Source organism: Pseudomonas sp. S1_E05 (genome assembly GCF_056337105.1).
The window spans coordinates 1,176,433-1,196,183 of record NZ_JBFRHM010000001.1 but is presented as its reverse complement, the minus strand read 5'-3'; the positions used below and the strand labels follow the sequence as shown (position 1 = coordinate 1,196,183).

Annotated in this window: 20 protein-coding genes and 1 pseudogene; 11 read left to right on the top strand and 10 right to left on the bottom strand. The window is 62.3% G+C overall.

Annotation, left to right across the window (positions count from 1 at the left end):
• Positions 1-21: 21 nt before the first annotated feature.
• The 3 genes from AB4N33_RS05580 to AB4N33_RS05570 are packed head-to-tail and all read right to left on the bottom strand — an operon-like array spanning position 22 to position 1,659.
• The gene (locus tag AB4N33_RS05580; RefSeq protein ID WP_476456655.1) at positions 22-273 is read right to left on the bottom strand and encodes a cytochrome C oxidase subunit IV family protein; all 252 of its coding nucleotides are present in this window, start codon (positions 271-273) and stop codon (positions 22-24) included.
• A gap of 11 nt (positions 274-284) precedes the next feature.
• Positions 285-872 (bottom strand): cytochrome c oxidase subunit 3 family protein, encoded by a 588-nt coding sequence (locus tag AB4N33_RS05575; RefSeq protein WP_476456654.1) that lies wholly within the window; start codon positions 870-872, stop codon positions 285-287.
• Positions 856-1,659 carry an AAA family ATPase gene (locus AB4N33_RS05570; RefSeq protein ID WP_476456653.1) on the bottom strand — a complete coding sequence of 268 codons (804 nt, stop codon included), beginning with the start codon at positions 1,657-1,659 and terminating at the stop codon, positions 856-858. Before AB4N33_RS05570 ends, AB4N33_RS05575 begins: the two co-directional genes overlap by 17 nt.
• 199 nt (positions 1,660-1,858) lie before the next feature.
• On the opposite strand from AB4N33_RS05570, the gene nirS reads away from it, so the two are divergent.
• The 11 genes and pseudogenes from nirS (at position 1,859) to AB4N33_RS05515 (ending at position 10,887) form a co-directional block, all read left to right on the top strand.
• Entirely contained in the window at positions 1,859-3,544 is a 1,686-nt protein-coding gene (gene nirS, locus AB4N33_RS05565; RefSeq protein ID WP_460124023.1) for a nitrite reductase, read from the top strand.
• A gap of 24 nt (positions 3,545-3,568) precedes the next feature.
• Positions 3,569-3,883: a c-type cytochrome gene (locus AB4N33_RS05560; RefSeq protein WP_476456652.1), complete on the top strand. Its 315-nt coding sequence runs from the start codon at positions 3,569-3,571 to the stop codon at positions 3,881-3,883.
• A gap of 17 nt (positions 3,884-3,900) precedes the next feature.
• Positions 3,901-4,227, top strand: coding sequence for a c-type cytochrome (locus tag AB4N33_RS05555; RefSeq protein ID WP_460124020.1), 327 nt, complete (start codon positions 3,901-3,903; stop codon positions 4,225-4,227).
• Positions 4,224-5,387: pseudogene (locus tag AB4N33_RS05550) on the top strand (cytochrome D1 domain-containing protein); the annotation flags it as partial. The gene AB4N33_RS05555 and the pseudogene AB4N33_RS05550, both read left to right, overlap by 4 nt.
• Positions 5,388-5,402: 15 nt before the next feature.
• Positions 5,403-5,873, top strand: a complete 471-nt coding sequence (locus AB4N33_RS05545) for an Lrp/AsnC family transcriptional regulator (protein WP_010466075.1) — start codon at positions 5,403-5,405, stop codon at positions 5,871-5,873.
• Entirely contained in the window at positions 5,858-6,373 is a 516-nt protein-coding gene (ahbB, locus tag AB4N33_RS05540; protein ID WP_010466077.1) for a siroheme decarboxylase subunit beta, read from the top strand. Before AB4N33_RS05545 ends, ahbB (AB4N33_RS05540) begins: the two co-directional genes overlap by 16 nt.
• The gene (locus AB4N33_RS05535) at positions 6,366-6,809 is read left to right on the top strand and encodes an Lrp/AsnC family transcriptional regulator (RefSeq protein ID WP_010466079.1); all 444 of its coding nucleotides are present in this window, start codon (positions 6,366-6,368) and stop codon (positions 6,807-6,809) included. The genes ahbB (AB4N33_RS05540) and AB4N33_RS05535 overlap by 8 nt, the downstream gene beginning before the upstream one ends.
• On the top strand, positions 6,784-7,281 hold the full coding sequence (ahbB, locus tag AB4N33_RS05530) for a siroheme decarboxylase subunit beta (RefSeq protein ID WP_010466081.1): 498 nt from the start codon (positions 6,784-6,786) through the stop codon (positions 7,279-7,281). The genes AB4N33_RS05535 and ahbB (AB4N33_RS05530) overlap by 26 nt, the downstream gene beginning before the upstream one ends.
• A gap of 26 nt (positions 7,282-7,307) precedes the next feature.
• The gene (gene nirJ / locus AB4N33_RS05525) at positions 7,308-8,486 is read left to right on the top strand and encodes a heme d1 biosynthesis radical SAM protein NirJ (RefSeq protein ID WP_476456651.1); all 1,179 of its coding nucleotides are present in this window, start codon (positions 7,308-7,310) and stop codon (positions 8,484-8,486) included.
• Between the two features lie 68 nt (positions 8,487-8,554).
• A complete protein-coding gene (gene cobA / locus AB4N33_RS05520; RefSeq protein WP_460124010.1) occupies positions 8,555-9,391 on the top strand; it encodes a uroporphyrinogen-III C-methyltransferase in 837 nt (278 codons plus the stop codon).
• The gene (locus tag AB4N33_RS05515; protein ID WP_476456650.1) at positions 9,388-10,887 is read left to right on the top strand and encodes a cytochrome D1 domain-containing protein; all 1,500 of its coding nucleotides are present in this window, start codon (positions 9,388-9,390) and stop codon (positions 10,885-10,887) included. Before cobA ends, AB4N33_RS05515 begins: the two co-directional genes overlap by 4 nt.
• Before the next feature lie 145 nt (positions 10,888-11,032).
• Here AB4N33_RS05515 and AB4N33_RS05510 read toward each other — a convergent pair whose 3' ends face one another.
• The 7 genes from AB4N33_RS05510 to nosR form a co-directional block, all read right to left on the bottom strand.
• The gene (locus AB4N33_RS05510; RefSeq protein ID WP_010466089.1) at positions 11,033-11,776 is read right to left on the bottom strand and encodes an SDR family oxidoreductase; all 744 of its coding nucleotides are present in this window, start codon (positions 11,774-11,776) and stop codon (positions 11,033-11,035) included.
• Between the two features lie 175 nt (positions 11,777-11,951).
• Positions 11,952-12,479 carry a nitrous oxide reductase accessory protein NosL gene (locus AB4N33_RS05505; RefSeq protein WP_010466091.1) on the bottom strand — a complete coding sequence of 176 codons (528 nt, stop codon included), beginning with the start codon at positions 12,477-12,479 and terminating at the stop codon, positions 11,952-11,954.
• 30 nt (positions 12,480-12,509) lie between these two features.
• Positions 12,510-13,340, bottom strand: coding sequence for an ABC transporter permease (locus AB4N33_RS05500; RefSeq protein ID WP_010466093.1), 831 nt, complete (start codon positions 13,338-13,340; stop codon positions 12,510-12,512).
• A complete protein-coding gene (locus AB4N33_RS05495; protein ID WP_460124002.1) occupies positions 13,337-14,260 on the bottom strand; it encodes an ABC transporter ATP-binding protein in 924 nt (307 codons plus the stop codon). Before AB4N33_RS05495 ends, AB4N33_RS05500 begins: the two co-directional genes overlap by 4 nt.
• Complete coding sequence (locus AB4N33_RS05490; RefSeq protein WP_476456649.1) at positions 14,257-15,546, bottom strand: nitrous oxide reductase family maturation protein NosD; 1,290 nt, start codon at positions 15,544-15,546, stop codon at positions 14,257-14,259. The genes AB4N33_RS05495 and AB4N33_RS05490 overlap by 4 nt, the downstream gene beginning before the upstream one ends.
• Before the next feature lie 27 nt (positions 15,547-15,573).
• Positions 15,574-17,493 (bottom strand): TAT-dependent nitrous-oxide reductase, encoded by a 1,920-nt coding sequence (gene nosZ / locus AB4N33_RS05485; protein WP_476456648.1) that lies wholly within the window; start codon positions 17,491-17,493, stop codon positions 15,574-15,576.
• Positions 17,494-17,546: 53 nt separating this feature from the next.
• Positions 17,547-19,727, bottom strand: a complete 2,181-nt coding sequence (gene nosR, locus AB4N33_RS05480; RefSeq protein ID WP_476456647.1) for a transcriptional regulator NosR — start codon at positions 19,725-19,727, stop codon at positions 17,547-17,549.
• Positions 19,728-19,751 lie beyond the last annotated feature (24 nt).

Genomic DNA, 19,751 nt, shown 5'->3' with positions numbered 1-19,751 from the left:
TCAAGCTGCAAGCCTCAAGCCTCAAGCTAAAAGCGTCAGCGCGATGAGTGCGGCCAGGAGCAGTGCCCAGGCGAGCATCAGGCGGCGCCACAGGCGTGGGGCGCGGCGCAGCTCCATGAAGCCTTCGGTGATCAGCCAGGCCTTGGCCACCGCGACCAGCAGGATGGTGATCGACAACCACGCGGTGGCGCCGGAATGTGCGAGCACGACCGTGCACACGCTTAATGTCGCCAGCGCAGCCCAGCACATCCACAGCAATCGGGAAGCCGACATAAGCCCTCGCCTCAATTCAGTACGTAGACCAGCGGAAACAACACCACCCAGATCAGGTCGACCATGTGCCAATACAGCACGCCGGATTCGAAACCACCGCGATTGTCGGCGCTGTACAGGCCACGGCGGCAGCGCAGGGCCAACCAGGCAAGGATGAACATGCCCAGCAGCACGTGGACGAAATGAAATCCCGTGAGGATCCAGTACAGGGTGAAAAACGTGTTGTGCTCCATGCCCAGCCCGTTGGCCAGAAGGTGCCGGTACTCGGTGAGTTTCAACACCACATACACACTGCCAGCGAGCAGCGCCGCCAGCAGCAGGAGTGCACCTCGACGCGGCTGCGAGTGACGCACCTGCTCCTGGGCCAGCGCGGCGAACAACCCTGCCGTGAGCAGGCTGAGGGTCATCGCCAGGCCGGTGGAGGTGTCGAGCAAGGCGCGGCTGTCGGCGAACAATTGCGGCTTGATCGCCTGGGTCACGGCGAACGCCAGGATCAGCAGCGCGAACACCGACAGCTCGGCGAGGATGAAAAACCACATCGCCAGATCGCCCGGCAAGTGGACGGGTGATACGCGTGCCGAATCAGCCGAAATGGACATCGACCACGCCCATCAGCGCCGCGACAGTCAGCGGATCATCGCTCAAGGGCTCGGCCAGGCAGGCCATGCACGCCTCGCGCGGGCTCATGCCGGAGCGGATCATGCGTGCAGTGAAAATCAGCAGCCGGGTCGAGGCCACTTCTTCCAGGTCATGCTGATCGAGCCGGCGCAGCGCCTGCCCCAACTTCACCACCTGCGCCGCCAACGCGCTGTCCACCTGCGCCTCGCGAGCGACGATGCGCTCTTCCTCGGCCACCGGCGGGTAATCGAAACGCATCGCCACAAAACGCTGGCGGGTACTGGGTTTCATGCCCTTGAGCAGGTTCTGGTAACCCGGGTTGTAGGACACCACCAGCATGAACGACGGTGGCGCCTTCAGCACTTCGCCGGTGCGGTCCAGGAACAGTTCGCGACGGTCATCGGCCAGCGGGTGCAACACCACCGCCGTGTCCTGCCGCGCCTCGACCACTTCGTCCAGGTAGCAGATGCCGCCTTCGCGCACCGCGCGGGTCAGCGGGCCGTCCTGCCACCAGGTCCCCTGGGCGCCAATCAGGTGCCGACCGATCAGGTCAGCGGCACTCAAATCGTCATGACAGGCCACCGTGTACAGCGGCAGGTTCAAGCGGTGCGCCATGTGCTGGACGAAGCGCGTCTTGCCGCAACCGGTCGGGCCTTTGATCAGCACCGGCATGCCGTGGTGCCAGGCCTGTTCGAACAGTACCTGCTCGTTGTTCAGAGGCTGGTAGAAGGGTTCGGGATTGATGTCGCGTGAGTGGCTGAGGTCCATGAAGCACCTGAATTAACAGCGGATTTGGGTCACACGCTACGAGCCCCTGCGACAACTTGGCAAGCGCCATGGCCGGCAAACTTGATCACCGTCAAGCAGCCTTTACCGCGCTCCGGCATAGCCTTGCAGCGCACTAAGAACCTGCGTCCTGTGCTGTCGTCTGGGCACATAGAAGAGGTCCAGCCTGAGGAGAAATGGAATGCTGATCAGTAATAGAAAAACGTTAGCTGTGACTGCCGCCACACTGTTTTCAACACTCGCCATGAGTCACGCCGTAGGGGCCGGCGAGGCAGCCCCCGCACCCGTCAAGGCGGCCATGGTGACCAGCGCCGGGGCGCCGGACATGAGCCAGGCCGAGTTCGACTCGTCCAAGGAAATCTACTTCCAGCGCTGCGCCGGTTGCCACGGCGTACTGCGCAAGGGTGCTACCGGCAAACCGCTGACACCGGACATCACCACATCCCGTGGCCAGGCCTACCTGGAAGCCCTGATCACTTACGGCTCGCCCGCAGGCATGCCGAACTGGGGCACCTCCAATGCACTGACCAAGGAGCAGATCACCTCCATGGCCAAGTTCGTCCAGCACACGCCGCCTACCCCGCCGGAATGGGGCATGGCCGAGACGCTGAAAACCTGGAAAGTCCTGGTCAAGCCTGAGGATCGTCCGAAGAAACAGCTGAGTAAACTCAACCTGCCGAACCTGTTCTCGGTGACCCTGCGCGATGACGGCAAGATCGCCCTGATCGACGGCGACACCAAGAAAATCGTCAAGCTGATCGAGACCGGTTACGCGGTGCACATCTCGCGGATTTCCGCTTCCGGTCGCTACCTGCTGGTGATCGGCCGCGATGCCCGCATCGACATGATCGACCTGTGGCCGGCCGAGCCCACCAAGGTGGCCGAAGTCAAGGTCGGTATCGAAGCACGCTCGGTGGAGACCTCCAAGTTCAAGGGCTACGAAGACAAATACACCATTGCCGGTTCCTACTGGCCGCCACAGTTCACCATCATGGACGGCGAAACCCTGGAGCCGAAACAGATCGTTTCGACTCGCGGCATGACCGTCGACAAGCAGGAATACCACCCCGAACCTCGGGTCGCGGCGATCATCGCCTCCCACGAATGGCCTGAGTTCATCGTTAACGTCAAGGAAACCGGCAAGGTCATGCTGGTCAATTACGAAGACATCAAGAACCTCAACATCACCTACATCGACGCCGCACCGTTCCTGCATGACGGTGGTTGGGACAGCTCGCACCGCTACTTCATGACCGCTGCGAACAACTCCAACAAGGTGGCCGTGATCGACTCCAAGGATCGCAAGCTGACCTCCCTGGTGGACGTGGGCAAGATCCCGCACCCGGGTCGTGGCGCCAACTTCAATCACCCCACCTACGGACCGGTCTGGGCCACCAGCCACCTGGGTGACGAAGGCATTTCGCTGATCGGCACCGACCCGGCCAAACACCCGCAATACGCCTGGAAACAAGTGGCCTCGCTCAAGGGCCAGGGCGGTGGTTCGCTGTTCATCAAGACCCACCCCAACTCCCGTCACCTGTATGTCGACACCACCCTCAACCCGGACGCCAAGATCAGCCAGTCCGTGGCGGTGTTCAACATCGACAAGCTCGACGCCGGCTACACCGTGCTGCCCATCGCCGAATACGCAGGCATCAAGGAAGGCGCCATGCGCGTCGTGCAACCGGAATACAACAAGGCTGGCGACGAGGTCTGGTTCTCCGTGTGGAGTGGTCAGTCGGATGAGTCCGCACTGGTCGTGATCGACGACAAAACGCTGAAGCTCAAAACAGTGATCAAGGACAAGCGCCTCATCACGCCAACTGGCAAATTCAACGTTTACAACACCCAACACGACATCTATTGAGCTTCATCAATACAAGGAAACACCATGAAAAATACATTGCTTTCACTGCTCGCCCTGACTGCCGCACTCAGCGTGCAACCGGTCATGGCCGAAGACGGACCGACGCTGTTCAAGGCCAAACCGTGCGCAGCCTGCCACTCGATCGACGCCAAGCTGGTCGGTCCGGCACTCAAGGATGTGGCGAAGAAAAACGCTGGAGTCGCCGGCGCCGCCGACACCCTGGCCAGCCACATCAAGAACGGCACCCAGGGTAACTGGGGGGCCATGCCGATGCCGGCCAACCCGGTGACGGATGAAGAAGCCAAGATCCTGGCGAACTGGGTACTGAGCCTCAAATAACCAACAAGGAGGGCGTCATGAGCATCTACCGACACATCGTCGTCCTGGCGGCCCTCCTCCTCTTTTGCGCAACCTCGGTTGCGTCGCCTGACGCCCAGCGTCAGGCGAAACTCGAACACCTGCTGGTCCAGGATTGCGGCGCCTGCCATGGCCTGCACATGACCGGCGGGCTTGGGCCCGAGCTGACTCGCACAGCCCTGGCCGGCAAATCCAGGGACAGCCTGATTGCCACCGTCACCCACGGCCGGCCTGGCACCGCCATGCCTGGCTGGGCCCCGTTGCTCGGCCCCGATGACATCGGCTGGCTGGTCGACCTTCTTCTGCAGGGATACCCCGCACCATGATCCGCTCCACTGTGCTTGCAGCCGCCATCGGCGTGTTGCTGTCCGGCTGCACCCAAACACCGTTGCGTGGCACCGGCGATCTCGGTGTGGTGGTCGAGCGCGCCACCGGCAGCGTGCAGATTATCGAAAGCGACACTCGCACCGCGCTCTCCCGAATCGAGGGCCTGGGCGACCTGTCCCATGCATCGGTGGTGTACTCGCGTGACCAGCGCTACGCCTACGTGTTCGGTCGCGATGGCGGTTTGAGCAAGATCGACCTCTTGACCCAACGCATCGACCATCGCGTGATCCAGGGCGGCAACGCCATCGGCGGTGCCATCAGCCAGGACGGCAAATTGATCGCCGTGTCCAACTACGTGCCCGGCGGGGTCAAGGTGTTCGATGCACGCACCCTGGAGCAAGTGGCCGACATCCCCGCCACACCGTTGGCCGACGGCAGCAAGCGCTCGCGCACAGTGGGTCTGGTGGACGCCCCCGGCCAGCGTTTCGTGTTCAGCCTGTTCGATACCGGCGAGATCTGGGTCGCCGACTTCAGCCAGGGCAACACACCTGAAATCACCCGTTACCCCGGCATCGGCCAACAACCCTATGACGCGCTGATCACGCCGGACGGTCGCTACTACATGGCCGGCCTGTTCGGCGAAGACGGCATGGCCCAGCTCGACCTCTGGCACCCCGAACGCGGCGTGAAACGCGTGCTTGGCGACTACGGACGCGGACAGGAAAAACTGCCGGTGTACAAGATGCCCCACCTGGAAGGCTGGGCCGTTGCCGACAACCAGGCATTCGTGCCGGCAGTCGGTCGGCATCAAGTGCTGGTGATGGACGCCCGCACCTGGAAACAGACCGCCGCGATTCCCGTGGCCGGCCAACCGGTGTTCGTCACCTCGCGCCCGGACGGACGTCAACTGTGGGTCAACTTCGCCTACCCCGACAACGACAAGGTCCAGGTGATCGACACCGAAATCCACCAGGTGGTCGCCGACCTACGTCCTGGACCGGGGGTACTGCACATGGAATTCACCTCGCGCGGCGACCAGTTGTGGTTGTCCGTGCGTGACGGCGACGAGGTACAGGTCTGGGACCCTTACAGCCTCAAGCCACTGAGCACCCTCCCCGCCACTGCGCCGAGCGGCATTTTCTTCAGCAGCCGCGCACAAAAATGGGTTATTGAAATGGACCTCGACCTGCTCAGCCGCCAACTGATCGATCGCTATCAGCACGGGATGCCGTTGTGCGCCGAACCCTACCGGGAGATGGCCCAGGTGCTCGGTTGCACCGAAGCGCAGGTGATGGCTTGCCTGCAACGCCTGGAACTGGCCGGCGCCCTGTCGCGCATCGGCCCGGTGTTCGAACACAGTCGCGCCGGTGCCAGCACCCTCGCGGCCCTCGCCGTGCCCACCGAACGCCTGCACCAGGTGGCCGAGCGCGTCAGTCAGTATCCGGAGGTCAATCACAATTACGCGCGCGAGCATCACTACAACCTGTGGTTCGTGTTGACCGGCCCCGACCGCCAGCACATCGAGCGCGTACTCGAAGAACTGGAGCACGACACCGGCCTTGCCCCGCTGGACCTGCCCATGCTCACGGCCTACCGCATCGACCTCGGATTCGCCCTGGGAGACAGCCCATGCAAAGCAGTTTGAACCCCAGACAGGCCACGGCCCTGCGACGGCATCTGGAAGGCGGCCTGCCCCGCGTCTCGCGGCCTTATCAGGAGCTCGCCGAACGGATCGACGCCGACGAACACCAGGTGCTCGGGCAAATGCGCGAGTGGCATGAGCAGGGGTTGTTCCGCCGGATCGGCCTGGTGCTCAACCATCGCGCCCTGGGGTTCACCGCCAACGCCATGCTGGTGCTCGATGTGCCCGACGCCTTGATCGACGAAGTCGGCAAGCGCTTGGGGCAAGCGCCTGACGTCAGTCTCTGCTATCAACGTCCGCGACGCCTGCCGCAATGGCGCTACAACCTGTTCTGCATGGTCCACGGCCGCCAACGTGATCGGGTCGAGGCGCACATCAAGGCGTTGCTGGCCGAGCATCTGCTGAGTGACCTGCCCCATCAACTGTTGTTCAGCACTCACGCCTTCAAGCAATGCGGCGGGCGTTTTGCCCCGTCGACACCGCGAGCCTGCGCCCATGGATGACCTCGACCGTCGATTGATCAATCGCCTGCAACTGGGCCTGCCCCTGGTACGCCATCCCTGGAAAGTGCTGGCCGCCGAACTGGACAGTAGCGACATCGAACTGCTGGACCGCCTGCACCTGCTGCTCGAAGACGGCGTGCTCACCCGCTTCGGCCCGATGTTCGACATCGAGCGACTGGGCGGTGCCTTCACCCTGGCCGCGCTGGCGGTGCCCGAAGAGTGTTTCGACGACGTGGCGGCGCAACTCCATGCCCTGCCGGAAGTGGCGCACAACTATCGCCGCGAACACGAGTGGAACATGTGGTTCGTCCTCGGCTGCGCCACCGAACAACGCCTGAACGACACCCTGCAGCACATCGAGACACTGACCGGCCTGCCCTTGCTCAACCTGCCCAAAGAGGAGACTTACCATGTCGGTCTGTATTTCCCGGTCTGAGAACACCCTCGCACAGCGCCTGATCGAATTGACCCAGGCAGGCCTGCCGCTGGTCGAGGACCCCTGGGCCTGGCTCGCCGAGCAAATGGACCTGAGCGTCGAATCGACCCTGGACCTGCTCAAGCGCTTGCAGGCCGAGGGCGCCATCCGGCGCATCGCCGCCGTGCCCAACCACTACCGACTGGGCTATCGCTTCAACGGCATGACCGTCTGGGACGTGCGCGACGCCGACATGCCGCGCCTCGGTGCGCTGATCGGCGCGCAGCCCTTCGTCAGCCACTGCTATCGCCGACCACGGCGCACCGACTGGCCCTACAACCTGTTTGCCATGGTGCATGGGCGCAGCAGCGAGGAAATCGACAGCTACCGCGAACACCTGCGCTACCTGCTGGGCGATGCCTGCGCCGCCGATGAGATGCTGGTCAGCAGCCGCATCCTGAAAAAAACCGGGCTGCGCCTGCCGTCAAACTGAACGCACGCCGACTCAAGGAGAGCCGTATGTTGAGGATCAGCCAATACCTTCGAGCGCTGGCCGGCGCCGCGCCCGCCCCCAGGACCCGCCCTCCGGGCAGCCATCGCGCACCGGTGGTGATCTGGAATTTGCTCAGGCGTTGCAACCTGACCTGCAAACACTGTTACGCCACCTCGGCCGACAGTGTGTTTCGCGACGAACTGGACACCACCACGGCGATGTCCGTGATCGATGACCTGCACGAGGCCGGGGTCAAGGTGCTGATCCTGTCCGGCGGCGAACCGCTGTTGCGCCATGACCTCTTCGTGCTGAGCGCCTACGCCCGGTCCAAGGGGTTCTTTGTCGCGCTGTCCACCAACGGCACGTTGATCAACGAAGACAACATCGCGCACATCCGCGCGGCGCAATTCGATTATGTCGGGATCAGTATCGATGGCCTGGAGGCCACCCACGACGAATTCCGCCAACTCAAGGGCAGCTTTGCCAGTTCCATGCGCGGCATCCAGTTGTGCCGCGAGCAAGGCATTCGCGTGGGCCTGCGCACCACCCTCACCCAGGAAAACCACGCGCAACTGCCGCAACTGCTGGAGCTGATGCGCGAATACGACGTGCAGAAATTCTACCTCTCGCATCTCAACTACAGCGGTCGTGGCAAACGCAGCCGCAAGCTCGATGCACGGCAACAAATGAGCCGCGAAGCCATGACGCTGATTTTCGAGCGAGCCTGGGCCGACATCCAGCAAGGCCTGGACAGCGATTTTGTCAGCGGCAACAACGACGCCGATGCCGTCCTGATGCTGCAATGGGTGCAGCAGCATCTGCCTCGGCACGCTCCACACCTGGAACGCATGCTGCTCGACTGGGGCGGCAATGCCTCGGGCAGCGGCATCGCCAACATCGACAACACCGGCGAAGTGCACCCGGACACCTACTGGTGGCAGCACTCGGTGGGCAATGTACGGCGCACGCCATTTCGAACCTTGTGGCTGGATCAACCCGACGCCTTGTTGCAGCAATTGCGCGTGCACCCACGCAAGGTCGGCGGCCGCTGCGCCCATTGCCGCTGGCTGGCCATCTGCAACGGCAACACCCGCACCCGCGCCTGGGCCGAGGGTGACCTCTGGGGCCAGGACCCCGGTTGCCACCTCAGCGATGAAGAAATCGGCCTGCCGCCGATCAACGCGATTGCCTGCATCACCCATTGATTGCCCGTTCGGCCAACCACCTAAAAAGGCTGGGGCCGATCAACCTGATGAAGCACCAAGGACGTTCCATGCCTTTATCGATCGCTCTACCGGCAACACTCGAGTCCCTGTTCAGACCGGGCGAAGTCGCCCTGGTCGGTGCCGGCCCCGGCGATCCGCGCCTGCTGACCCTGCGCGCCTGGAGCCTGTTGATGCAGGCCGACGCCGTGGTCTACGACCGCCTGATCAGCCCGGAACTGCTGACGCTGATCCCGCTGACCTGCGCCCGGCATTACGTTGGCAAGGCCAGTGGTTGCCACAGTTTGCCCCAGGAGCAAATCAACCAGTTGCTGGTGGATCTGGCCGACCAGGGCCAGCGTGTGGTGCGGCTCAAGGGCGGCGATCCGTTCATTTTCGGGCGGGGTGCCGAAGAGCTGGAATACCTGCTGGCGCGCAACGTCGATTGCCAGGTCGTGCCCGGCATTACCGCCGCTTCCGGTTGCAGCGCTTATGCCGGCATCCCCCTGACCCATCGTGACCTGGTCAACTCCTGCCGTTTCATCACCGGTCACCTGCACAACGATGGCGACTTGAATCTGCCGTGGCACGACCTGGCCGACGACAGCCAGACCCTGGTGTTTTACATGGGGCTGTCGAACCTGGGCATCATCGCACGCAAGCTGATCGAAGCCGGGCTCGCGGCCGACACGCCGGCGGCGTTGATCAGCAATGGCTCGCGCCCCGATCAGCATGTCGTCCGTGGCACGCTGCACCAACTGCCGACCCTGGCGCTGGAGTGCCCGCCCGGGGTTCCGACGCTGACCGTGATCGGCAAGGTCGTCGACCTGTTCGCGACGCAACCCATGGAGCACCCGGCGCGTTTTTATCCGATACAGGCCGTGCAGCGCCGTAAGGTGGCGCTATGAAAGGTGCGCTGCTCGTTCCCCTGCTGCTTGTCGGCGCCGCGCAGGCACACGCAGCCTCGACGCCCGCCGCACTGGCCGAGGCCGCCAGCAACTACCAGCAACATTGCCAGAGCTGCCACGGCGCCACCCGGTTTGGCGGCACCGGGCCTGCGTTGCTGCCGGAGAGCCTGAGCCGGATCAAGCCGGATGAGATCCGCAAGGTGATCAGCAACGGACGCCCAGCCAGCCAGATGGCCGCCTTCAACACGGTGTTCAACCCGGCGCAGATCGACGCCTTGGCGGACTTTCTGCAACAGCCACCCGCCACCCCGCCGGTGTGGACCGACGACGACATTCGCAACAGCCACATCATCGTCACCGATATCAAGCAACTGCCCAGCACACCACAGCACGGCGCCGACCCACTGAACCTGTTCGTGGTGGTGGAAGCCGGCGATCACCACATCAACATCCTCGATGGCGATCGTTTCAACGTGCTGGCCCGGTTCACCTCGCACTTTGCCGTGCATGGCGGACCAAAGTTTTCCCCTGATGGTCGTTTTGTCTACGTGGCATCACGCGATGGCTGGGTGAGCCTGTACGACCTGAACAACCTGAAGCTGATTGCCGAGATCCGCGCCGGGCTCAATACGCGCAACCTGGCGGTGAGCAAGGACGGCCGCTGGGTGCTGGTGGGCAACTATCTGCCAGGCAGCCTGGTCGTGCTCGATGCCCGGGACCTGTCGCCGGTCAAGACCCTTCCCACGATAGGCCAGGATGGCACGGCTTCGCGGGTCAGCGCGGTCTATACCGCGCCCCCACGGGACAGCTTCATCGTTGCGCTCAAGGACGTGAAAGAAGCCTGGGAAATCTCCACCGCCGGCACACCCGATTTCGAACCCCGGCGGATTCCGGCCGAGGACATGCTCGACGACTTCTCCTTCTCACCCGACTACAAGCAACTGCTGGCCACCTCGCGCAAGGCCAAGGGTGGCCAGGTGATCGACCTGGACAGCGGCAAGGTCGTCACCGACATCCCGCTGCCGGGCATGCCACACCTGGGTTCCGGAACGTACTGGAAGCGTAAGGGTGAGTGGGTGTTCGCCACGCCGAACATCAGCAAGGGGCTGATCTCGGTGATCGACTTCAAGACCTGGAAACTGATCAAGGAAATCCCGACGCTGGGGCCGGGTTTCTTCATGCGCAGTCACGTCAATTCACGGTATGCCTGGACCGATGTGTTCTTCGGGCCGGACAACGATGCGATCCACCTGATCGATAAACAGACGCTGGAAATCGCCCACACCCTGCGCCCGATGCCCGGCAAGACCGCCGCCCACGTCGAATTCACCCGCGACGGCCGCCACCTGCTGCTGAGCATCTGGGCCACCGACGGCGCACTGATCGTCTACGACAGCAACACCCTCAAGGAAATCAAACGCATCCCGATGGACAAACCGTCGGGCAAATACAACGTGGGCAACAAGATCGAGTTTGCCGAAGGGACTTCGCATTAGTCCACAATTCATAAACCACACAACCCCACTGTGGGAGCGGGCTTGCCCGCGAAGGCGTCGTGTCAGTCAATATATTCGTCGTCTGACACACCGCCTTCGCGAGCAAGCCCGCTCCCACAGGGAGGTGGTGTTCGTTGGGGATGTGTCAGGCCAGGGTATAACCGTGATCCACCCGCCAATCCTGGCCGTACACACCGCGTGCGCCTTGGGAGAGCTGGAAGACGATCACGTTGGCCACCGCAGCGGCATCGAGGAAATGCCCGGGCAGCAAGCGCTTGCCCAGGTGATCGGCGACATTGTCGAGCTCGCCGTCGCTCAGGCCAAGGTTGTCCCACATCGGGGTGGCGGTCGGGCCCGGTGAAACCAGGTTGATGCGCACATCACAAGGGGCAAACTCCACCGCCAAAGTACGCGCCTGCGCTGCCAGTGCGGCCTTGCTGGCGATGCAGGCGGCCAAGCCGGGGAAGCTCGAGCCGGTGAGAAAACTGCCAACGAACACCACCGACGCCGGGCTCGCCAGTTCACCGCGCAACGCCGCCAACGTATTCAGCGCACCCGCCCCGTTCACTGCCCACTGACGCTCAAAGGCAGACAAATCGAGACTGTCGGCCATTTCGGCAATGCCCGCATTCGGCACCAGGTAATCCACCGGTCCCAGCGCCGCTGCACGTCGCGCCAGCGCCTGCAAATCCAGTTCAGAGGTCACATCGCCGGCCAGCCATTGCAAACGCTCGCCATAGATCTGCTGCAAGGTTGGCAACTCTCCCACCGTCCGCGACATGGCCAATACCTTCACCCCACGCGGCAACAGCGCCGCACACAAGGCCAGGCCAATGCCGGAACTGGCGCCGGTGATCACCGCCAAACGATCCTGAAACTCGGTTTTCATCATGTTCTCCTGGGCATCGACGATGCCGGGCACTCGCGACCTTACGGGAGCTCATCTTTGAACATGCGGGGGAATATCGACTTGACGGCGATCAGATTTTCAAAATGGCGATTTGTGAACGGCAGAAGCTTTTGTGGGAGCGAGCCTGCTCGCGATAGCAGTGTGTCAGTCACCATCAATGCATCGAATGCCCGGCCATCCCCGGCTGCTGCAGTACAGACTGGTCGATCTCGCTGAAGCGCAACACCCGCCCACCCTGCTCTTCGGCCAGTTTGTCAGCCATGTGCTTGCTGGAGAACGACGCCAGCACCACACCCATCGCGCCCTTGAGCTGGGTGCCCACCACGTAGAACGCATCCCTGGCATCGATCAATTGCGCATCATCGGGCTTGTCCCACGCCACGCGGCCCATGTCGTGCACATACAGTTTCGCACCGCGGTGTTGGTTCTCCGGCTGTAGCCACCAGCCAATCATTTCTGCCGTGCTGCAGAATTTCTTCACGCCGCTGCGCTCGACCACTTCGCCCTTGGGCCCCGGAAACTCGCCGATGATCATGCCGCAGACATGGCATTCGTCACTGGAATGAAACGCGACGGGCTGCAGGCTGTTGCTGGCTTCGACCGGTTTGTCACAGCCGGTCAGCAACAGGCAAGCCATCAAGCCCGCCACCGCGCCCACGGTTCTCAGATAAAGCGTACTCATCGTCAACTCCAAACATTTCAAGACAGGAATTCAGGTCGCCCGGCGACGGAACAGCAGCCAGGCCGCACCCAGCGGCGCCGCCACCCACAACAACAGGCACAGCCAGAGCATGGCGCCCGGCAGCGGCAAATCGCTGCCCAGGGTCAGCACCCCGGCGGTCGTGGCGCCGCCATCGAAACCGGACAGATTGATCAAGCGATAGACGTCAGCCGGGTTGAGCAACAGCAACCAAGGCAGCACCTTGGGGTTGAACTGCCCTTCGCTGAGCACCAGCAATGCCAGCAGCGCCAGGTCGAACACCAGCACAAAAAAGAACCACACCCCCAGCGCCAGCCCGGCTGCGGTGGATTTCTCGGCCGAGACGCTGCTCAGCACATAGGCGAGCCCCAGAAAGCCCCAACCGAGCAAGGTCGACGACAGCATGAAGCGACCAAATGCCCAGACCAGTAGGCTCAGTTCGACGTCGTCGACCAGCACCGCGATCGCCAGCATCGCGCAGCCAAAACCCAGCAGCGTCGCCAGCGCGAGGATGCCGCCGTGGCCGATGAACTTGCCGAGCAGGATGTGCCCGCGCCCCAGCGGATACGTGAGCAGCAACAGCAAGGTGCCGCTTTCGTCCTCGCCGACGATGGCGTCATAAGCCAGCAGCAAGGCAATCAGCGGCATCAGGAACGTCGCCAGGCTGGCGAGGCTGGCGATGGTCGCCGGCACCGAGGTGAACCCCAGTTGCCCGGACGCCGCTGCACCCAGCCAGGCAATGCCAGTGGCCAGCACCGCGAACAACAGGCTGATCGCCAGCAACCAGCGGTTGCGCAGGCCATCGCTGAACTCCTTGCGGGCCATGTTCCAGATTGGGTTCATGCGGTCTCTCCCTTGGCGTGTACACCGGCCTGCCCCATGTAATAGCGATAGAGGTCTTCCAGGGACGGAGGGGCAATTTCCACGTCGCTTGGGTCGTCCTCGTTGAGTAGCTGACGCAACAGGCGCAGCTTGCTGCCATTGAGCGCCGCCACTTCCAGCCCTTCCACGCCCCAGCGCTGGGTGACGTGCCCGTCGATGTTCCAGGAAGTCTGCAAGGACCCTGCGCGCTTTAGGCCGTTGGCACGGATCAGCGTCGGCAGGCCCGCGTCTTCGCGCAACTTGCGCAGGCTGCCGAGCGCCAGCAGCCGGCCCTGGGTCAGGATCGCGGCGCGGTTGATGTGCGCCTCGACCCCCGGCAGCACGTGGGAGCAGATGATGATGCTGGTGCCCTGGCCCCGCAGGCGGTCGAGCAGGCGGTACAGGTCCTGGGTGGCAATCGGATCGAGGCCGACGGTCGGCTCGTCCAGCAGCAACAGGCGAGGCTCGCCCAGCAGCGCCTGGGCCAGGCCGAGCCGTTGACGCATGCCCTTGGAGTAGGTCTTCACACGCCTGCGCGCCGCAGCCGCCAGGCCGACCTCCTCCAGCAACTGGTCCACCTGAGCGTTCGAAGCGCCCTTGAGGCGGGCAAAATGGCGCAAGGTTTCCAGGCCGCTCATCTGCGGATAAAACGTCACGTTCTCCGGCAGGTAACCGAGCAGACGCCGCACGTGCGGATCGCTGGGCTGGCGGCCAAATACCCGCACCTGGCCGTCGCTGGCTTCCAGCAAACCGAGCACCAGTTTCATGCTGGTGGTCTTGCCCGCACCGTTATGGCCGAACAGGCCCAACACTTCGCCCTCGCCCAGGCTCAGGTTCAAATCATGCAAAACGGTGGTCTGCCCATAGCGCTGGCTGACGCCTTCGATGTCGATGACATTCATCCGATGGGCTCCTTGATCAGTGTTTCAGTGGTCGATTTCATCAGCGGATGGCTGTCCATCACGCCCGGCGACTTCATCACCGGAAACGCCCGTTGCACCCAGCGCAACAACTCGATGCCCGGGCTGTTCATCAGCAGGCGTACCTGAGGGTACATCCACAGCAGGCGGTCGACGTTGTCGTTGGGTTCGTAGGCGATATCGCCCAGGCCGTCGTTATTGCGGTCCCAGCCCAGGTAGTCGCTCCAGTAGTTGCCCCGGCCGTCGATCGACCATTCCTGCAAACGGGTGGCGACGTACTTGACCTGGCGCTGGTTGCCGACAAAGGCGTTGTCGGCGATGCGGTTGTCCTCCGAGCCGGCCGTGAGGTGGATGCCCACGGCGCTGCGCTCGAAGTGGTTGTGTTCGATGCTGTTGAACAGCGAGTTGTAGATGAACAACGCCTTGCCTTCGGCGCCGGTGATCATGGTGTCGCCGGTGGAGCCGTCGCGCACGTCACTGACGAAGTTGTCCCGCAATGTGGAATAGGTGATGTAGTTCATCAGGATCCCGTAGTTCTGATCCTGTTCGGAGCGGTTGCCGGTCACCGTCAGCTTGCGGCTTTGCATCAGGGCATAGCCGGTGCGGGTGCGGCGGGTGATGTTGTCGATGACCTGGTTGTCGTTGGCGAACATGTAGTGCACGCCATAACGAAGGTCTTCGAGCGTGTTGCCTTGCAGCAGGTTGCCGTTGGAGGTGTCGATGTAGATGCCATCGCGGGCTTCGCGCACGTGGTTGCCAATGACTTTGGCCCCCCGCACGGCATACAGGTGAATGCCATTGCCGCGATCCTGCGAGCGCAGCGTCGGATCACCCTGAATGTCGTTGTCGATCAGGCTGGCATCGTGGGTACTGTCGACCCAGATACCAAAGCCCTGCCCTTGCATGCGGTTGCCCTTGATCACGGCACCCCGGGCCTTGGGTTGCAGGAACACTGCCGAGTTCATGGCGGTGAGATCATGCCCCCAATCGAGAAAGGTACAGCCCTCGATCGTCACGTCGGGTGCGCTGACCGTCACCCCATTCCCCTGCCCCTGCGCCTGAAACACAGCGCCGGGTTCACAGACGATCTGCATCGGCGAATCGACGCTGAACGAGCCCCGATACTCGCCCGCCGGCAGGTGCCAGCGTTGCTGCGCGTCCTGTTGCAGCGGCAGATCGGTAATGGGTTGCACGGCCAACGCACTGCCGGACATCGACAGGAGCGCGAACACGATCACCTTGATCGGGTTGCCCAGGATTTCGGTCATCGCTGCACTCCTGTCCTCAACCACCCGTCAGGCCGGTTCGACCAACATGCGGCCGACCATTTCCATGTGCAGCGCATGGCAGAACCAGCTGCAGTAGTACCAATGCACGCCAGGCTGGTCAGCCTTGAAGGTGATGGACGACGTTTGCTGCGGGCTGATCTCCATGCTCGCGCCGTGGTTGGTCATGACAAAACCGTGGGACACGTCCTCGATCTGGTCAATGTTGGTGATCGTCACGGTGACTTCGTCGCCCTGCTTGACGGTGAACTCGGTCAGCCCGTACGCCGGTGCCATGGAGGTCATGTAGACCCGCACTTTCTTGCCGTCGCGAATGACCTTGTTGTCGGTCTCCAGGTTGATCCCGTCTTTCTTGGCCCGCGCCACGGTCGGAGCGAAGAATGGGTCGTTGCGGTCCCAGATCTTCTTGGTCTTGATCTGGTCGCGGCGCGCCAGGATGCAGTCGTGGGGCTCGGCGAATGCCGGACCGTCGTGCACCAGTTTCATTTCTTCGCCGGAAATGTCGATCAACTGGTCGTTTTCCGGGTGCAGCGGGCCGGTTGGCAGGAAGCGGTCCTTGGAGAATTTGCACAACACCACCAGCCACTTGCCGTCAGCTTCACTGGTTTCGGTCAGGGACGCATGGTTGTGGCCTGGCTGGTAGTGCACATCGAGCTTTTGCTTGATGTAGTTGACCTTCTCGCCCTTGTAGGCACGCACGGCGTCGGCCATGTTCCACTTCACCACCTGGCTGTCGATGAACAGCGTGGTGTAGGCATTGCCGCGACCGTCGAAGGTGGTGTGCAGCGGGCCAAGGCCCAACTCCGGCTCGGCGGCGATGACCTCGCGGGGGTCCTTGATCTTGTCGTTGAACAGATCATCCAGACGGGCAATCTCGATCATCGATACGGTGGGCGAGAGTTTGCCGGCAGCAATGAAATACTTGCCATCGGAGGACGTGTTGCAACCATGCGGGTTCTTTGGCACGGGGATGTAGCGGGTAAATTCGGAATCCTTGCCATCGGTCTTGCGACCGTCGACCACCGGCACTTTGGAGCCGGGTAGCGTCGTGAATTTACCGGCCTTGATCGCGGCCTCAATGCGCGGGATGTTGAACACCACCACCCAGTCGCGCTCGTTGCGCATCATGCCGCCAAGGTCGAAAGCCTTTTCCGAGTTGTAGCAGGTCGACGCCGCGTACTTGCCCGAGTAATCGGCATCGGAGTTATCGAGGTTGCCGTCGACGATCACCTGGAACGCCATCTCCATTTTCTCGGCGTCGATGGCGTTGAACATGGTGTAGCTGTTTTTGTCCTGCAGGTCGAACGTGTGACCATCATTGGGATGCGGGATGATGAACTCGGCGTTGGCGAACACGTATTTGGTGTACGGCACTTTTTGCAGGCGCAGACCGTGGATCGCTTGCACGTTCGGCACGGTGAGAATCTTGTCGCACTTCATGATGTCCAGGCGGATACGCGCGACGCGCGAGTTGGCCTTGTCATTGATGAACAGGTATTTGCCGTCGTACTTGCCGTCGGTCATGGAGATGTGCGGGTGGTGGCAGTCGCCATTCTGGTACTTGGCACTGTCGCCCAGAATCGCCTTGCTTTCGTTGGTCAGGCCCCAACCGGTGGCGGAGTCGACGTTGAACACCGGAATACGCATCAACTCACGCATGGACGGCACGCCCAGGACGCGCACTTCACCCTGGTGACCGCCGCTCCAGAAGCCGTAGTACTCGTCGAGCTCGCCGGGACCCACATGGATTTTCGACTGCGCGTCCTTGACCGCCGCCGCCCAGGATTCACGGGTGAACACGGTTCCACCCAGGGCCGTGGCGCCCGCCAGCACCGCACCGGTCATGGCGCTGCCACCCAGGAAGCCACGCCGGCTCAGACCCGCCTGCTCTTCTTCCTGTCCGGTTTTTTTGGATTCTTTATCGCTCATCTTGCGTTACTCCTTGAAGGGAAACGGACACTGCGCAGGTGCGCTCATGGAAATCATTCAGAAGCGGCGACTTCCACGACGGGGATCAGTTGTGCTGTGACCGGTGCTGACTTGTTGCGCTTCTTGCGCTTGTTGATCAGCGGCGGGCATTTGTTGTCGTTGTGATAAGTCATCTGGCAATCGAGGCAGTAGTGGCACTCGTTGGCATTGATCCGGCCATCGGGATGGATGGCCTGGATCTCGCATTCCTTGGCGCACAACTGACAAGGGTTGCCGCACTCCTTGCGCCGTTTGAGCCAGTCGAACAGGCGCAGCTTGGTCGGGATCGCCAGTGCCGCGCCCAGCGGGCAGATGTAGCGGCAGTAAACCTTGCGCGTAAAAATGTTGATGACCAGCAACGCCACCGCGTAGAGCACGAACCACCACTGGCGGTCGAAGCGCAGGGTGATGGCGGTCTTGAAGGGTTCGACTTCAGCGAATTGTTCGGCGGTGGACATCGATTCCAGCGAGAGACCGAACAGCAGCAGCAAAATGATGTACTTGATCGCCCACAGCCGCTCATGCACGGCGAACGGCAATTCGTATTGCGGGATTTTCAGCTTGCGTGCGGCCTCGTTGATGAGCTCCTGCAACGCGCCGAACGGACACAGCCAGCCGCAGAACACACCACGGCCCCACAACAGGATGCTCGCGGCCGTGAACACCCAGAGCATGAAAATCAAGGGATCGGTGAGGAACAGCTCCCAACGGAAGTTCTGGAATAGCGCGTGGACGAACGTCAGCACGTTGACCACCGACAGTTGCCCCAGGGCATACCACCCCATGAACACCACGGTGAACATCAGGTAGCCACGGCGCAGCCAATGCAGGAAGCGCGGCTGGCGGGTGAACTTGTCCTGCAGGAACAGGATGGCGGTCAGCAACAACAGCGCGCTGGCCAGCACGGCGATCTGGAATTGCTTCTGATACCAGATGTTCAACCACATCGGCCGGTTGGCTTCCTCGACGGCCGCCAGTTCTTCTGCGGTCGGCGCCGGGCGTTCGATGTACTGTTCGGGCAGTTGGTAACCCACTTCGAAGCTGCTGAAGATACCGTTGACCGGCCCGGTCTGCCGGCGTACCAGCAGCTCCAGCGACCACGGCGAACCTGGATCGAACGCGGCAGCCTTGCGAACGATGAACACCGACAGCTCATCGAATTCCGGCATGCCTTGGGCGAACACGTCGGACAGCCGTTGATGGTCCATGTCGCGGAAGCTGATGACGTTGCCGAACTGGCGCAATTGCACCCGATCGAAGATCCCGCCGCGCACGTAGCCCGAGCCCTTGAACGAATACTGCCCACGGCCGAGTACGGCGATGGCCTGCTCGCCCGGCTTGAGCTCTTGCATCAGGAAGCGATATTGGTTGTCGCCCAGCAATGCACGGCCAATGGTCGGCGGGTTGAGGTCGGCGGTGTACAGATCGATGAAGGTGTCGTTGACCTGATCGGGGCTGGCATTTTCCACGCCTTCGGCTTCGGTGCCCTTGAAGGCGGCGTCGACCTGGCCACGGGTCAGGTTGAGGCGGCGGATCGAGCCGTCACCGGTGAGCTGCTCCCAGGTGGCGGGCTGGTAAACGTCCTGGCGCACGATGGCCGGTTTTTTCCGCATTCCACCGGTATCGGCCACCAGCTTGAGCGACACGGCCACATCATGGGCAGCGCGCATGATCACTTCGTTGACCACCATGGCGGTCACCGTGGCGCCGGCGATGGCATCCACCGTCACGGCGCTCGTGTCGCTGGAGCGGCCGACCACCACCCGCTGCGTGACCTTGATGCCTTTGTAGCGCGCGCTGAAACCGTGGAGTTTTTCTTCGGGAATGCCAATCAGCAGGATGGGCTCGTGGTGTTCCAGCACATAGGCATCCTGGATCACGCCGGCCGTATCGAGGATTACCTGGGTATTGATCGGCTTGCCGGAGTAGGCCGGAATGTCCACCACGTCGAGGCTCTGGAAGACGTAACCGACCACCGTCCCTGCTGCGGAGATGGTGCGCACCTTGAACTTGCCTTCCGGCTCCGAGACCTTGTCCGTCTGCGGGAACACCTTGTCGATGCGCTGGCGCTCGATGTCGCCATAGGACTTGGCTTGCACCGTCGCAAATGCGGCTACCATCAACAGCACCATCACCACCAACCCAACGCTCCAGTAGCGTGGGAAGACCTGTCTTAAAAGCGGCTGGGCTGTCATGGGCTGGCTGATTTCAATGGGCTT

Excerpts from the sequence above, each read along its gene's own strand:
- AB4N33_RS05580 (WP_476456655.1), bottom strand. The coding sequence starts at position 273 with ATGTCGGCTTCCCGATTGCTGTGGATGTGCTGGGCTGCGCTGGCGACA.
- AB4N33_RS05575 (WP_476456654.1), bottom strand. The coding sequence starts at position 872 with ATGTCCATTTCGGCTGATTCGGCACGCGTATCACCCGTCCACTTGCCG.
- AB4N33_RS05570 (WP_476456653.1), bottom strand. The coding sequence starts at position 1,659 with ATGGACCTCAGCCACTCACGCGACATCAATCCCGAACCCTTCTACCAG.
- nirS (WP_460124023.1), top strand. The coding sequence starts at position 1,859 with ATGCTGATCAGTAATAGAAAAACGTTAGCTGTGACTGCCGCCACACTG.
- AB4N33_RS05560 (WP_476456652.1), top strand. The coding sequence starts at position 3,569 with ATGAAAAATACATTGCTTTCACTGCTCGCCCTGACTGCCGCACTCAGC.
- AB4N33_RS05555 (WP_460124020.1), top strand. The coding sequence starts at position 3,901 with ATGAGCATCTACCGACACATCGTCGTCCTGGCGGCCCTCCTCCTCTTT.
- AB4N33_RS05545 (WP_010466075.1), top strand. The coding sequence starts at position 5,403 with ATGGACCTCGACCTGCTCAGCCGCCAACTGATCGATCGCTATCAGCAC.
- ahbB (WP_010466077.1), top strand. The coding sequence starts at position 5,858 with ATGCAAAGCAGTTTGAACCCCAGACAGGCCACGGCCCTGCGACGGCAT.
- AB4N33_RS05535 (WP_010466079.1), top strand. The coding sequence starts at position 6,366 with ATGGATGACCTCGACCGTCGATTGATCAATCGCCTGCAACTGGGCCTG.
- ahbB (WP_010466081.1), top strand. The coding sequence starts at position 6,784 with ATGTCGGTCTGTATTTCCCGGTCTGAGAACACCCTCGCACAGCGCCTG.
- nirJ (WP_476456651.1), top strand. The coding sequence starts at position 7,308 with ATGTTGAGGATCAGCCAATACCTTCGAGCGCTGGCCGGCGCCGCGCCC.
- cobA (WP_460124010.1), top strand. The coding sequence starts at position 8,555 with ATGCCTTTATCGATCGCTCTACCGGCAACACTCGAGTCCCTGTTCAGA.
- AB4N33_RS05515 (WP_476456650.1), top strand. The coding sequence starts at position 9,388 with ATGAAAGGTGCGCTGCTCGTTCCCCTGCTGCTTGTCGGCGCCGCGCAG.
- AB4N33_RS05510 (WP_010466089.1), bottom strand. The coding sequence starts at position 11,776 with ATGAAAACCGAGTTTCAGGATCGTTTGGCGGTGATCACCGGCGCCAGT.
- AB4N33_RS05505 (WP_010466091.1), bottom strand. The coding sequence starts at position 12,479 with ATGAGTACGCTTTATCTGAGAACCGTGGGCGCGGTGGCGGGCTTGATG.
- AB4N33_RS05500 (WP_010466093.1), bottom strand. The coding sequence starts at position 13,340 with ATGAACCCAATCTGGAACATGGCCCGCAAGGAGTTCAGCGATGGCCTG.
- AB4N33_RS05495 (WP_460124002.1), bottom strand. The coding sequence starts at position 14,260 with ATGAATGTCATCGACATCGAAGGCGTCAGCCAGCGCTATGGGCAGACC.
- AB4N33_RS05490 (WP_476456649.1), bottom strand. The coding sequence starts at position 15,546 with ATGACCGAAATCCTGGGCAACCCGATCAAGGTGATCGTGTTCGCGCTC.
- nosZ (WP_476456648.1), bottom strand. The coding sequence starts at position 17,493 with ATGAGCGATAAAGAATCCAAAAAAACCGGACAGGAAGAAGAGCAGGCG.
- nosR (WP_476456647.1), bottom strand. The coding sequence starts at position 19,727 with ATGACAGCCCAGCCGCTTTTAAGACAGGTCTTCCCACGCTACTGGAGC.